Raw genomic sequence first — 13,662 nt, 5'->3', positions numbered from 1 at the left:
AACTATCTACTTCACTGGACGCCTCACGATGTCTGACACGCCTTTAATCCAACAGATCCGTACTGCCTCGCGGTTAATGGTGCGCGAGCTGGGTTTTATGAACACCACGCTGGCCGCCACCCACTATTCACCCTCGGCGGTGCATACCCTGCTGGAGGTGTCGGTCAGGGGGACGATAACCGCCGCGCAGCTGGTCACATTGCTCGGGCTGGAAAAATCGAGCGTCAGCCGGATGGTCGCCCGTCTGCTGGCCGCCGGAGAGCTGGAGGAGCGCCCCTGCGCGGAGGACGCGCGGTCTAAATCGCTGGCGCTGACCGCGAAAGGGCACGACACGGTGGCAACGATTAACGCCTACGGTACCCGCCGGGTGGTGGAGGCGTTAGCGCATCTCGATGAGACGCAGCAGCGGACCGTCGCCAGCGGACTGGCGGCCTATGCTCAGGCGCTGGCGCAGTGTCGGGATGCTGCGCTTGCGGAAACGACGCCGCAAATTTCGCTGGTAACCGGCTATCAGCCGGGGGCGATCGGCCGGATAGCCCAGATGCACGGGGAGTATTACGCCCGGCACCATGATTTCGGCGCTTTTTTTGAAGGCAAGGTTGCCAGCGGCGTCGCGGAATTCGCCACCCGGCTTTCCTCGCCGGTCAACCAGATCTGGCTGGCGATGCGCGAGGGGAAGATTGTCGGTTCGGTGGCGATCGATGGCGAGGATCTCGGCCAGCAGCAGGCGCATCTGCGCTGGTTCATTCTCGATGACAGCTGCCGGGGAACCGGCATTGGCAGGCGGCTGCTCAGTGAGGCGATGGCTTTCTGCGACAGTCGTCAGTTCAGCGCCGTTCAGCTGTGGACGTTTAAAGGTCTGGACGCGGCCCGCAAACTGTATGAGTCCTTTGGCTTCACGTTAACCCGCGAATGGCAGGGGGACCAGTGGGGAAAGATGATGACCGAGCAGCAGTTTACCCGGCCAGGAAACGCCGGCTAAGGGCGTGGTGCCTTAGCCGGCGGGGAGTGCGAAGATTACGCCAGCTGGTTAAGCAGCCGGGCGATCTCCTCTCGCCACTGGGTCTGCAGCGAGGGCTTTTGATGTTTCGGCTTACGGGCCATATCGTCCGCCAGCCATTGCTCCAGGGCTATCAGGCGTGTCAGCAGCGCCTCTTCATCATCAGCCGCGAGTGACGGCTCCTGGGATGAGGAGGCCGCCGTCAGGGTGGGGGTCTGCGCCTGCAGACGGGCATAGACCTCCTCCAGACTGTGCCACTCCGTTAACCCGGCGCTGTCGATCAGCCAGAAGCGGTTACAGCTTTCGCTAATAAGCTGGCGGTCATGACTGACCAGCAGCACGCCGCCGGGATAGTCGCGGAGCGTCTGCGCCAGCGCCGCTTTGCCCTCCATATCCAGATGGTTAGTGGGTTCATCCAGCAGCAGCAGGCTGTAGCGCGCCAGCGACAGACCGACGAACAGCAGCCGCGACCGCTCGCCGCCGCTGAGGGCGCAGACCTTCTGTCCATGCCTCGCCCAGCCAAACCCGGCGGCGATCAGCGCCCGTTTACGGGTGTCCGCCGACGGGGCGAACGGCATCAGGGCGTCGAGCAGGCTGGCCTCGTCCGGCAACTGCGCCAGGGTCTGGTCGTAGTACCCGGGGTGAAGCCGGGGGTGCAGACGCAGCCCCGGAAGCGGCGATGCGTCGTTCATCTGCTGCCACAGCAGGCGCAGCAAGGACGATTTACCGCCGCCGTTGCGCCCCATGATGGCCACGCGATCGCCGCTGCGCAGTCGCGCCACGCCGGTGGTGAACAGGGCCGGCAGTCCCGGCGCGGGAGCCACCGGCAGCCTGTCCATCTCCAGCAGGCGGTCCGCCGGCAGGGCGTCCCCCTGCAACACCAGGCGCCACGGCGGGCCGATGCTGAGCTCGGTCTGCTCGTCTTTCAGGCGGGCGACCTGCTTCTCCATCTGTTTGGCTTTGCGTGCGAGATCTTCGTTGTCATACACCCGCCCCCAGGTGGCCAGCCGCCGGGCGCTGGCGCTGACCCGGTCGATCTCTTTTTGCTCCGCCTTATGACGTAACGCGGCGCTTTCATCCTGCTCCTGCAGTGCCTGACGGGCAGCGCTGCAGGGCAAGGCGAAGCTGTGCAGCGTCTGGTCGCGGAGGATCCAACTGGCATTAGTTACAGCATCCAGTAAAGCGTTGTCGTGTGACACCAGCACGAAGCTCCCCTGCCAGGTTTGCAAGAAGCTTTCCAGCCACAGCAGGGTGGGCAGATCGAGATGGTTGCCGGGCTCATCCAGCAGCAGCAGGTCAGGCTGGCGGATCAGCGCCCGGGCCAGCAGCAGGCGCGTATGCTGTCCGCCGCTCAGGGTGCTGGTTTGCTGCTCCATCACCGCCGGCGTGAAGCCCATCTGCGCCAGCAGGCGTTCGGCCAGCCAGCGCTGTGCTTCCCGCGCGTCGGCGGGTAACAGGTCCAGCACCGCCTGCAGCAGCGACTGCGAACGCAGCGCCTCCGGCAGATGCTGTTCAACGCGGGCCATCAGACACTGACCGGCGAGTGAGACGCTGCCCGAGGTGGGCGCGAGGGTGCCGTCCAGCACCTGCAGCAGGGTGCTTTTGCCGCAACCGTTATGGCCGATGAGACCGATACGGTCGCCTTTCTTCAGGGTGAAGGAGAGGGTTTTAAACAGCGGCCCGAAGGCAGTCTCCACGTGGAGCGCATGGGCAGTTAGTAATGTACTCATAGTCAACTTACTCAAGAGTTACAGGCATGCGAATGCCTCGTCAAAACTCGCTGACGATAACCCGGTAAGCCGGAGAGAAGGGATTCTGTGAAGGGTCTTCGCTCAAGCCAAAGTTATCGCAGCACGATACCGATAACGCTTGAGCTGGCGCCATTGCCTAAGGCATGTGAAACAATAAACATTTCACAATACAGCATGGGGGGCCTCCTTTTATATTCAGTAAGTGAATGGGTGATGGCAGTGTAGTGGGGAAAGGGAAAGCGCGCCAGTGACAAAACTGGCAGGGTGTGGAGAAGCGTCGGATATCGATTGTCCCGCCACGCGCGGCTGCAGTTTCTGCCTGCGGATTGTCTGCGAGGGGGGAAGAGGCCTTGATTTTGCCTGGCACAGGGCGCGGGGCAAATGCTATCTGGTTTCTATTTTTACGATAAATGAATATGGGCGAAAAAGGCGTTTCAGTGGCGGGAAATATTATCCGGACGCTATTAATAACCGGGCCGATCGTGCGGCCCGGTGAGCGCGATTAAATTGAGGTGCGGCGGTAATTACGATATTCCGGCAGCCAGAAATTATCGCTGATGGACTGCAGCAGCGCTTCCGCGGACGTTTTCACCGCCACGCCCTGCTCCTGAGCCACCTTACCGACCGCGAAGGCGATCGCCCGCGAGACGGTCTGGATATCCTTCAACTCCGGCAGAACCGGGCCTTCGCCGTTGTTCACCAGCGGCGAGTGTTTCGCCAGGGTTTCGCTGGCGGCCATCAGCATCTCGTCGGTGACCCGCGACGCGCCGGAGGCGATCACCCCCAGACCAATGCCCGGGAAGATATAGGAGTTGTTGCACTGGGCGATGGGATACTGTTTGCCTTTCACGGTGACCGGGGCAAACGGACTGCCGGTGGCGACCAGCGCCTCGCCGTCGGTCCAGCTCAGGATATTCTGCGGCGTGGCTTCCACCCGTGACGTTGGGTTGGAGAGCGGCATCACGATCGGCCGCGGGCAATGCTTGTGCATCTCGCGGATAATCTCTTCCGTGAACAGCCCCGGCTGACCCGAAACGCCGATCAGGATGTTCGGTTTCACGTTGCGCACCACGTCCAGCAGGGACAGGACATCGTTAGTGGTATCCCAGTCCTGCAGATGTTCACGCTTCTGCACCAGCTTGTTCTGGAACGGCAGCAGATTAGGCATGCCGTCGGTTAACAAGCCGAAGCGGTCAACCATAAATACGCGCTGACGGGCCTCTTCTTCACTGAGTCCTTCGCGGACGATCTGGGCGATAATTTGCTCGGCGATGCCGCAGCCGGCGGAGCCCGCCCCGAGGAAGACGATTTTCTGTTCGCTCAGCTGGCTGCCGGCGCCGCGGCTGGCGGCGATCAGCGTCCCGACGGTTACCGCCGCGGTGCCCTGAATATCGTCGTTAAAGGAGCAGATCTCATTGCGGTAGCGGTTGAGCAGCGGCATGGCGTTCTTCTGCGCAAAGTCTTCAAACTGCAGCAGCACGTCCGGCCAGCGAGCTTTAATCGCCTGGATCACGTCGTCAACAAACTGATAGTACTCGTCATCGGTAATACGCGGATGACGCCAGCCCATATACAGCGGATCGTCCAGCAGCTGCTGGTTGTTTGTCCCGACGTCCAGCACGATGGGCAGGGTGTAAGCCGGGCTGATGCCGCCGCAGGTGGTGTACAGCGACAGTTTACCGATCGGGATCCCCATCCCGCCGATCCCCTGGTCGCCGAGGCCGAGGATACGCTCGCCATCGGTCACCACAATCACTTTGACATTATGGTTCGGGACGTTTTGCAGAATGTCGTCAAGGTTATGGCGATTCTGGTAGGAGATAAAGACGCCGCGGGCGCGACGGTAAATCTCGGAGAAACGTTCGCAGGCGGCGCCCACCGTCGGGGTATAGATAACCGGCATCATCTCTTCGAGATGGTTGCCAATCAGGCGATAGAAAAGGGTCTCGTTGGTGTCCTGGATATTACGCAGGTAAATGTGTTTGTCGATTTCTGTTTTGAATCCCTGATACTGGATCCAGGCGCGTTCCGCTTGCTCTTCGATGGTTTCAACCACTTCCGGCAGCAGGCCAAGCAGGTTGAAACTGCTGCGCTCTTCCATACTGAAGGCGCTGCCCTTGTTGAGCAGAGGGAATTCAAGCAGAACGGGGCCCGCGTAGGGGATGTACAGGGAACGGTTTTTCTTATGGGTAAATTGCATCGCACTAACTCCTTGATCGTGTCCACAGTCCCGGCGCGGCGATAAGCGAAGGGCGGGTGGAAAAGCAGCGGGCAGAGTATAGAGCAGAAGGTCTTCAAGCGGGTAAACAAGCCGTCAATTGCCATAAAAAAACACCATCCTGGCAACAGGACGGTGTTGTTTATCATCACTCAGGCTGAAAATTAACCACCGCGGCGTTTGCGGCCGGTAGCATGGATATGGTTGAGGGTGGTTTCTTCATCGCCTTCCAGCACCACTTTTTTCTGCTGGGAAAGCTTATAGTTCAGACCGAGAAGATGACGTGCCTGATGGTTCGATTTCATTCTGACTCCTTTATCCTGTTCTGGTTTCAAGGGCAAACCCGGTGATGACCGGATGAAATGTAACCCAAAGTTGGCCGCATGTTTTTTATGCGGCCTCAGGTAGGGTGGTCCATTTTCAGGGCAATAGCAACCTTAGCGCGCCAGATTAAGAACAGTCTCCCTCGCGCAGCGCCGGCATTACCACTTCATCTCGCCGGTGTTAACTTTGGCGCTAAGCTCCAGCGAGCTGGTTTCCGCCAGCCCCGGCCACTGCGTCTCCATGGCCTTGATCACCCCGGCGGAATCCTTATGTGTCTTCAGCGCCTGCTCAAACTGCTGGAGGTAGGTTTTTGTAAAGCGCACCGCGCGGTCACCCTCCGGCGGCGTGCCGAGGTAATGCCCCGGGATCACCTGCTGCGGGTGCAGGGCAATCATCTGGTCCAGCGTAGTGCGCCACTGCTGGCGACTGGCCGGCGTCTGGGTGTCGGCGGTCCAGAGATGCATGCCCCACGCCACGCCGGTGCCGCCGAGGATCGTTTTGTTCGCCCGGATCCAAACGAACGCCGCGTAGTCATGCGGCTGCATAATCGTCACTGTTTCGCCATCGATGGTAAAGCTGTTGGCTTTCAGCGTCTGCGGGACGTATACCTGCGTCGGCGCGCCGTCTTTCATCTGCGGGCCCCAGTACGCCAGCTTTGCCGCTTTGGTGGCTTCAATATGTTTAACCACTTCCGGCGTGGCGACCACTTCCGCCTGCGGGAAGGCTTTCACCAGCGGCTCAAGGCCAAAGTAGAAGTCAGGATCGCCGGAGGTGATCACAATCCGCGACAGCGGTTTGCCGTTTTTCCTGATCATGTCCACCAGCTTTTCGCCGTCTTTGACGCTGAACTGGGCGTCAAACAGCACCGCTTCATGCGGGCCGGAAACGAGGGTGGAGTTGACGGCAAAAATACCTTTCTCCTGAGGGTTGTAAGTCTGCAGCGTCAGCGGCGCCGCGAAGACCGCGCCGCTGAACAGGGCGGAGGCAATAGCAAGGGCAGATAATTTCATCATTTATTCTCAGTCACAGGGGAATGCGTAGCATTGTACGGATTTCGCTATTTGATAGAATTCCTGAAATAAGAGATGCTGAGTTTCATAAATCGTGCAGATGAAGGGGGCGTGATGGACAGGGTGATTGCGGCGCAGGTATATCTGCGGATTTGCGAACTGGGAAGCCTCAGCGCCGCGGCGCGCGCGCTGGGGATGTCGCGCCCGATGGTCAGCCGCTATCTGGAACAGATGGAGAGCTGGGCCGGCGCCCGGCTGATCCATCGCTCAACCCGGCGGCTGACGCTGACCCCGGCGGGGGAGAAGGTGTTGCTCAAGACCCGCGGGTTGACGCGGATCGCCGATGAAATCGCCGGCGAGCGCCAGCGGGCCGACCCCAGCGGCACGCTGCGGGTGGCGTGCGCGCATTTTACCGCGATGCAGCTGATCTCCCCGCTGCTGCCGGACTTTCTCGCTCGCTATCCGCTGTTGCGCCTGGAGCTGGATATCAATAACCATCCGGTCAGCCTGATCGGCGAGCGCATCGACGTGGCCATTCGCATTACCGATAATCCGGAGGCCGGGGCTATCGCTCGCCGTCTCGGCGTGTGCCGGTCGCTACTCTGCGCTGCGCCGCGCTGGCTCCGCCAGCATGGTCCGCTGACGACGCTTGACGATCTGCAACAGCATAACTGCCTGTTATACAGCCATTTTGCCGGCCAGCGCTGGCAGTTCAGCGATGCGCAGGGGCAGGAGGCGTCGGTGTCGGTGAACGGTAATCTGAGCGCGGGGATCTCTTCCTTGCTGCTGGAGGCGGCGGTCGCCGGGTGCGGTATCGCGATGCTCCCCGAACTGGAGGCGCGGGGCGCGATTGCCAGCGGCGCGCTGGAGGTGGTGCTGCCTGACTGGACGCCGAAGGCGCTGAGCGTTTACGGCATCTATCTTTCCCGCGACTATCAGCCCGATGGACTGCCGCTGTTTCTGGATGCGCTGCAGCGACGTCTGGGGGAGACGCTCGCCGATGCCTGAGCAGCGGCGTCGCCTTCAGCGGCAACACCGGCGGGCGGCGGCCCTGCCGGTGAGCTGACGATAAGACTTACTCGTTGCCCCACTGATTGAGGAAGTTAGCGATATCGTCAATACGGCGCTCGTCAACGGCCGCCTCGCGGGCCATCTCCTGCTGCGCTTCTTCGTCTATCTCTTCGTTATTGGTTAACCGCGCAATCAGCAGCTGAAAATAGCGCGCCAGCGCATCGCGTTCCTCATCCTTAACCGGGGCAGCCGCTTCGGTCTCGTATTCGTCCACGATGTCATAAAATTTCAGGGGGATGTCATTACTCATCTGTCGTCCTCAGGATTGGCGTCAGGGCCGGGGTTAGCGCACAGCGGCGGGCGAGTATCATAGCATGCGGCCGGTAGGCTGCAGGAGAGGAAAAATCGCCGCGCCGGCGAGGCGAGAGGGCAGATACCAATCCCCGGGGGCGGAGGGTAAAACCGGCGCGCGATGTCGCACGCCGGTCTGCCGGGAGGCTTAGACTACCCCGTCCCCACCGTCAGAGCACCAAACCTGGCCGGAGGTATAAGAGCAGGCATCGGATGCCAGGGTGACGTACAGCGGGGCGATCTCGACCGGCTGTCCCGGACGCCCCATCGGCGTGTCCTTCCCGAACTGTTTCACTTTCTCGTCCGGCTGACCGCCGCTGGACTGCAGTACCGTCCAGTAAGGGCCTGGCGCCACGGCGTTAACGCGAATGCCGCGTTTTGCCACCTGTTTGGCCAGCGATTTAGTGAAAATCGCCAGGCAGGCTTTGGTCTGGGCGTAATCGAGCAGGATCGGACTGGGTTTATAGGCCTGCACCGAGGTGGTGTTGATGATCGCGCTCCCGGCCTGGAGATGGGGCAGCGCGGCGCGGGTGATCCAGAACGGCGCGTAGACATTGGTTTTAAAGGTGGCGTCAAAGTCTTCGGTGGTGAGCTCCTCGAGAGTCTCACAATATTGCTGACGCCCGGCGTTATTGACCAGGATGCTCAGGCCACCCAGCTGTTCCACCGCATCGGCCACCAGCGACTGACAGAAGGACTCGGAGCGAATATCCCCCGGCAGGGCCACCGCGGTGCGGCCTTCGGCTTTAATCAGGGCGATGACTTCATCGGCATCCTCTTGCTCTTCCGGCAGATAGCTTATGGCGACATCGGCCCCTTCGCGGGCAAAGGCGATCGCCACCGCGCGGCCAATGCCGGAGTCACCGCCGGTAATGAGCGCTTTCTTACCGGCCAGCCGCCCGGTGCCGGTGTAGCTGGTTTCCCCATGGTCCGGTGACGGCTCCATTTCAGCATCCAGACCCGGCGGGTTTTGTTCTTGCTCCGGGAACTCCGGACGTGGAGCCGTCTCTTCTGGCAACATGGAGGTGGGTAATTTCTTCATTGGCGGTTTTTCATCTTGCATAGTCATCTCCTTCAGACAGAACGGGCCAGCTGTAAGGATAGGTCAGGTTCCCCCATCGCCAGACCCCGGGTGATTCGCCCAGGGCCAGTGAATGCCCGGGAAAAGAGGCACTGTTATTCCTTAACCGACTGATCCCCGGCGTATTTAAGTGAATAGCGCTGCGTTAATATCGCTGGGGTGAAATTAGGATTATTCCATCAATATTTAACGTGGCTGGGCTATTTTTCTCCCCGGGGAATTTTTTTAAAGACGGAGAGGAAGACGCGTCGTGAAAAAGGGAATATTAAGTTAACCCGCTACGCATGGCTAATAACGCCATGCCTCTTAGGTGGTATTTTTTGTAAGGGTGGCTGTCCGGGAGTGGAAGAAATATTTATTCATCACTTTATTTTCATTTGTTTACAAACGAGGATCGCTGTCTGCAGAACAGACCATAATGGGCATATAATCCAAATCGAAGAAGGGGTTGCGAAAAGATTAATTTTTAGTGCCGCTTCGCTGTGGTTAATTTATTTATTGCTAACGCTGATTAATGGCCGGAATTAATTTGACTCCTGCGGGTATTCCTCTAGTGTTAGATATCGAGGGCGATGATTTGTAACAGGGTCATTTTCCATTTACCAACCGATATTGATCAAACCAAAGGTGAACATTATGGCAGAGCATAGAGGCGGTTCAGGTAATTTTGCAGAAGATCGTGAAAAAGCATCCGAAGCCGGGCGTAAAGGTGGACAGCACAGCGGCGGGAACTTTAAAAATGATCCTGAGCGTGCATCCGAAGCCGGTAAAAAGGGTGGTAAGAACAGTCATGGCGGCGGCCGTAAAGCCGGCGACAGCTAGCGACTGATGACCCGTGACGCCGTTTCGACGGCGTCGGGACAGAAACCTGTGGGCCTGGCGGTCCGCAGGTTTCTGTTTATTTGCGAACGCTTTCCTTCACCCATCGTCTATTGTCCGCGACGGAAGAAAAGGAGCAGGATAATTAAATTATAGCAACCTTAATTATTAAGCGCTGTTTACCGCAACGGCAATGTGCCGGCGAAGCGGTAAGGGCGAGTAAATGACGGCACTGTTTTTATGGCTGTGGAAAGGGAAGATATTGTCAGTCGGGTATTAACCGCCGGATGCCAGGGTGGGCAGCAACACATCCGCTTGCTAAATATTGTTCAGATCTAAGGTAATAAAATGAAACTGACGCCGGTATTTATTAAGCGTTGTCATCTTGTGGCCGCCGTTATGTGGGTGGGTCTGGCGATACCCTCGTTAATCTGGTGGAAAGACAGCGTCTTGTGGGTCATTCTCATCAGTATTTACGCTAATATTGTTGGGCATTTATCCGGATATAGCGCAGCGCGAGCTGACCAGGCGGCGGAAGAGAATGAAGATTCCCCGTCAAAATAAAAAATTAATGATCAGAGGTGTATATGACGGATAGTGAAAATTACCATAACTGGCTTCGCGATGCCCATGCCATGGAAAAACAGGCCGAGTCACTGCTTATGGCCACCATCAGACGCCTCGATAATGAACCGCAATTACGGACCCGCCTTGAACAACATCTCTATGAAACCCGTCGGCAACTGTCGGCCCTGCAGGACCTTATCGCCCGCAACCACATTTCCCGCTCGGCGTTGAAGGATGCGATGAGCCGGGTCGCAGCCCTGGGCCAGACTATTGGCATCATGCTGCCCGGCGATGAGCTCATTAAACTGATTATCACCGCCTACGTTTTTGCCCATTTTGAGGTCGCCTGCTATACCGCTTTATTAACGGCGGCGAAGCGAGTGGGGGACCATAGCGCGATGCCTACTCTGGAAGGGATCCTTGCCGAAGAGAGAGGGATGGCTGACTGGCTGCTGCATCATCTGCCGGCGCTGACCGGGCAATATCTGATGCATAACAATCTGCCCGGCGTTGAGGCCGGACAATAAGCCGCCGGAGTCAATTATGGTTAAGCGCCACACCATCGCGCTGCTCGCCACTGAGAAAGCGGTTCCGCTGAAATTAACCGCCAGGCAGCAGGCGCTGGTGGACGCGGTGGCGAACAGGGCACCTCCTGCAGAGCCCGATCCCGTACCGCCTGTCGGCAAAGCAGACGTCAGGAACAGGAGGGCGCGCTGAGGAAGCTGACAGTGGCGGGCAGAACGCAAGGTGATAGTGATGCAACAGGAAGAGTGGTTTCACAGAGCGGTCATCTATCAGGTGGACAGTTCTCTGTTTTACGATGCCAACGGCGATGGGTTTGGCGATCTTGCCGGTATCCGCCAAAAGCTGCACTACATTCGTAGTCTGGGGGCGACGGTGCTCTGGCTGACCCCTTTCTATCTCACCCCACTGCAGGATGATGGCTATGATATCAGCGACCATCTGCAGCCCGATCCCCGCTTCGGGACCATCGCCGACGTGATTGAGCTGATTGCCCGCGCCCGGGAGCTGGGACTGCGGGTGATCGTTGAGCTGGTTATCCAGCACACCTCCGCCCGGCACCCGTGGTTTCAGGCGGCGCGACGCGATCCCCGCTCGCCGTGGCGGCCATACTATCTTTGGGCCGATCGGCCGCCGGAGAACGACGATCCGCCCATGTTTCCCGGCGTCGAGGAGAGCGTCTGGAGCTGGGACGACCAGGCCGGACAATACTATCGTCACATGTTTTATCGGCATGAGCCCGACCTGAATCTCGCTCATCCGCCGGTGATCGCCGAAATAGAAAACATCATCACCTTCTGGCTGCAGGCCGGGGTGTCAGGATTTCGTCTCGATGCGGCGTCACATCTGGTGAAGCAGGCCGGGAAGGGCGAAGAGGCGCGGGGCTACCCGCTGCTGACGCATCTTCGCCAGGTCGTGCAGCGCCTCAATCCCGACGCGATACTGTTGGGTGAAGTGGACGTGGAGGTGGAAGCGTATCGCCATTATTTCGGCCGCGGCGATCGGCTGCAGATGGTGCTCAATTTCTGGCTTAATAAATACCTCTATGTCAGCCTGGCGCAGCAGCGCGCCGCTCCGGTGGTGAAGGCGCTGCAGGCGATGGTGGCCCCGCCGGACGGATGCTGCTTCGTCAACTGGCTGCGTAACCATGATGAACTGGACCTGGAGGGGATTGGCGAACGCAACAAGCGCCAGGTTATCCGCACCTTTGCCCCGGATAAATCGATGTCGGTTTACCAGCGCGGCGTGCGCCGGCGGCTGGCGCCGATGCTGGGTGGCGATACCCGACGCATCGCGCTGGCCCATGCTATCCTGCTGGCGCTGCCTGGCGTGCCGGTGATGCGCTATGGCGACGAGATTGGTATGGGCGACGATCTGCGCTTACCGGAGCGCTACGCGGTCCGAACGCCGATGCAGTGGTCGGCGGCGCCCAACGGCGGCTTCTCCCGGGCGGCGCGGGAGGATTTGCCGGTAAAACCGGTGGCCAGCGGACGCTTTCGCTACCAGCGGATCAATGTCGAAGCGGCGCTGCGCCACCCCCGCTCGCTACTGCATCGGGTGCGCAATATGGTGCTGGCGCGCACGGAATATACTGAACCGGGATCCATCCCTTTTACCCTCCTTGCGGTGAAGCCTGCCGCGGTGCTGGCCTTGTGCTATCGCAGCGAATCGCGGGAGGTGCTGATGCTGGCGAACTGCGGCCAGCAGGCGGTAGAGGTCCAGCTCCCGCCGCTGGCCGAGGGCTACTGGAGCCCGATTCTGGAAGATAAGTTCTACCAGGACGGGCTGCGCGGCGGGAAAGAGGCGCGGCTGGCGCTCTCAGGGTATGGCTACCGCTGGTTCAGCCGCAGCCTGCCTTAGCGCCGTCTCCCCGGTCGACGGAACAACGCGCGCAGGGCCATCGTCGCCACCGCCACGCCGACGCCGGCAGCCACTTTTCCCGGGAGATCGGCGCTGATGGTCACTGCTTTACGCCGTGCGCCATCGTTAAAGGGGCCGTGTCCGGGATGATTGCCGCGCACCGGCGTGAACAGGTCGTCCTGGTGCTCTGCCGGCTTCGGCTGGCCGGTAAACTGTCCCTCCCACGCTTTCTTCACCATCAGCCGATCGAGCAGACGAGGGAAGAAGACCTGGCCGAGGATCGACTGGATGGTGCTTTTCCCCACCCACAGCTCGTTCACCGGCCGCTGGATCACGCTGTAGATAGCCTCGGCGGCGACCTCCGGCTGATAGACCGGCGGTACCGGCTGCATGGCCTGATCCATTTTGTTGCGTGCCCAGCCAAACTGAGCGGTGTTCATCCCCGGCAGCTGGACCATGGTCAACTGGATGTGGGTTTTCTCATGCATCAGCTCGGTGCGCACGGCATCGGTGAAGCCGCGAATGGCCGCTTTGGCTCCGCAATAGGCCGACTGCAGGGGGATCGAGCGCCAGGCCAGCGCCGATCCAGCCTGAATAATCACCCCCCGATCCCGGGGCGTCATCACCTCCAGCGCCGCGCGGGTGCCGTTGACATAGCCGAGATAGGTCACCTCCGTCACCCGGCGAAATTCGTCGTCGCTCATCTGACGAAAGGGCGCCAGCACGGTGGTCATGGCGTTGTTGATCCAGACGTCTATGGCACCGAGGGTGGCTTCCACCTCGGCGGCGGCGCGCTGCACAGCCCCGGAATCGGCAACATCGGCGCTAATCGCCAGCGTTTTGACGCCAAACCGTTCGCAGGCCTGCTGCGTCTCCTGCAGACCCGTTTCATCGCGGGCGATCAGCGCCACGTGATACCCTGCGCGGGCGAAACGCAGCGCGGTGGCTTTTCCTGCCCCGGCGGTTCCGCCGGTAATAACCATCACGGACATAGTGACCTCATTCATTTTTTCGCTATCGTAAATTTAAGCTGCACGGATCGAATAATTATTAAGCACAAATAACAACGGTGAGGTGGGAAATATCCTGGAATAAGCGCAGTGTGAATCAGGCGACATATCCTGATGACTCTGGCCTGTTTCTGCATA

15 protein-coding genes are annotated in these 13,662 nt (G+C 59.6%); 8 read left to right on the top strand and 7 right to left on the bottom strand.

Annotated features, from left to right (window positions below; genetic code table 11):
- Positions 1-28 precede the first annotated feature (28 nt).
- Positions 29-982: a helix-turn-helix domain-containing GNAT family N-acetyltransferase gene (locus ABLV04_RS15735; RefSeq protein WP_032452996.1), complete on the top strand. Its 954-nt coding sequence runs from the start codon at positions 29-31 to the stop codon at positions 980-982.
- Positions 983-1,017: 35 nt separating this feature from the next.
- On the opposite strand, the gene ABLV04_RS15730 is transcribed toward ABLV04_RS15735, so the two are convergent.
- Together ABLV04_RS15730 and ABLV04_RS15725 are read right to left on the bottom strand one after the other, a co-directional pair.
- Positions 1,018-2,730: an ABC-F family ATP-binding cassette domain-containing protein gene (locus ABLV04_RS15730; protein WP_180265890.1), complete on the bottom strand. Its 1,713-nt coding sequence runs from the start codon at positions 2,728-2,730 to the stop codon at positions 1,018-1,020.
- A gap of 523 nt (positions 2,731-3,253) precedes the next feature.
- Positions 3,254-4,951, bottom strand: coding sequence for an NAD-dependent malic enzyme (locus tag ABLV04_RS15725; RefSeq protein WP_180265891.1), 1,698 nt, complete (start codon positions 4,949-4,951; stop codon positions 3,254-3,256).
- A gap of 78 nt (positions 4,952-5,029) precedes the next feature.
- Here ABLV04_RS15725 and ABLV04_RS15720 point away from each other — a divergent pair, with 78 nt between their 5' ends.
- Complete coding sequence (locus tag ABLV04_RS15720) at positions 5,030-5,137, top strand: hypothetical protein (RefSeq protein ID WP_032425875.1); 108 nt, start codon at positions 5,030-5,032, stop codon at positions 5,135-5,137.
- Here the strand turns inward: ABLV04_RS15720 and sra are convergent.
- On the bottom strand, positions 5,134-5,274 hold the full coding sequence (gene sra / locus ABLV04_RS15715; protein ID WP_012541615.1) for a stationary-phase-induced ribosome-associated protein: 141 nt from the start codon (positions 5,272-5,274) through the stop codon (positions 5,134-5,136). The two genes, ABLV04_RS15720 and sra, sit on opposite strands and share 4 nt — an antisense overlap.
- Positions 5,275-5,451: 177 nt before the next feature.
- Positions 5,452-6,303, bottom strand: a complete 852-nt coding sequence (locus ABLV04_RS15710; RefSeq protein WP_180265982.1) for a Vmh family MBL fold metallo-hydrolase — start codon at positions 6,301-6,303, stop codon at positions 5,452-5,454.
- Between the two features lie 114 nt (positions 6,304-6,417).
- Between ABLV04_RS15710 and ABLV04_RS15705 the strand changes: the two genes are divergently transcribed.
- Entirely contained in the window at positions 6,418-7,311 is an 894-nt protein-coding gene (locus ABLV04_RS15705; RefSeq protein ID WP_044523447.1) for a LysR family transcriptional regulator, read from the top strand.
- 67 nt (positions 7,312-7,378) lie between these two features.
- On the opposite strand, the gene ABLV04_RS15700 is transcribed toward ABLV04_RS15705, so the two are convergent.
- Entirely contained in the window at positions 7,379-7,624 is a 246-nt protein-coding gene (locus ABLV04_RS15700) for a YmjA family protein (protein ID WP_044523445.1), read from the bottom strand.
- 189 nt (positions 7,625-7,813) lie between these two features.
- Positions 7,814-8,728: an SDR family oxidoreductase gene (locus ABLV04_RS15695; RefSeq protein ID WP_023289828.1), complete on the bottom strand. Its 915-nt coding sequence runs from the start codon at positions 8,726-8,728 to the stop codon at positions 7,814-7,816.
- Positions 8,729-9,382: 654 nt separating this feature from the next.
- Here ABLV04_RS15695 and ABLV04_RS15690 point away from each other — a divergent pair.
- The 5 genes from ABLV04_RS15690 (at position 9,383) to ABLV04_RS15670 (ending at position 12,514) form a co-directional block, all read left to right on the top strand.
- Positions 9,383-9,568, top strand: coding sequence for a general stress protein (locus tag ABLV04_RS15690; protein WP_008804757.1), 186 nt, complete (start codon positions 9,383-9,385; stop codon positions 9,566-9,568).
- Positions 9,569-9,913: 345 nt separating this feature from the next.
- Positions 9,914-10,129 (top strand): hypothetical protein, encoded by a 216-nt coding sequence (locus ABLV04_RS15685; protein WP_004202641.1) that lies wholly within the window; start codon positions 9,914-9,916, stop codon positions 10,127-10,129.
- Positions 10,130-10,152: 23 nt separating this feature from the next.
- On the top strand, positions 10,153-10,659 hold the full coding sequence (locus ABLV04_RS15680; RefSeq protein WP_023289827.1) for a ferritin-like domain-containing protein: 507 nt from the start codon (positions 10,153-10,155) through the stop codon (positions 10,657-10,659).
- A 16-nt stretch (positions 10,660-10,675) separates the two neighbouring features.
- The gene (locus ABLV04_RS15675; protein WP_044523443.1) at positions 10,676-10,849 is read left to right on the top strand and encodes a hypothetical protein; all 174 of its coding nucleotides are present in this window, start codon (positions 10,676-10,678) and stop codon (positions 10,847-10,849) included.
- 39 nt (positions 10,850-10,888) lie between these two features.
- Complete coding sequence (locus ABLV04_RS15670) at positions 10,889-12,514, top strand: alpha-amylase family protein (protein WP_180265892.1); 1,626 nt, start codon at positions 10,889-10,891, stop codon at positions 12,512-12,514.
- Here the strand turns inward: ABLV04_RS15670 and ABLV04_RS15665 are convergent.
- Positions 12,511-13,506 (bottom strand): SDR family oxidoreductase, encoded by a 996-nt coding sequence (locus tag ABLV04_RS15665; protein WP_180265893.1) that lies wholly within the window; start codon positions 13,504-13,506, stop codon positions 12,511-12,513. The two genes, ABLV04_RS15670 and ABLV04_RS15665, sit on opposite strands and share 4 nt — an antisense overlap.
- Between the last annotated feature and the right edge of the window lie 156 nt (positions 13,507-13,662).

Source organism: Klebsiella sp. JN_Kp127, assembly GCF_040062505.1.
In the GTDB taxonomy this organism is placed as follows: domain Bacteria; phylum Pseudomonadota; class Gammaproteobacteria; order Enterobacterales; family Enterobacteriaceae; genus Klebsiella; species Klebsiella quasipneumoniae.
This window is presented reverse-complemented; position numbering and strand designations above follow the sequence as displayed.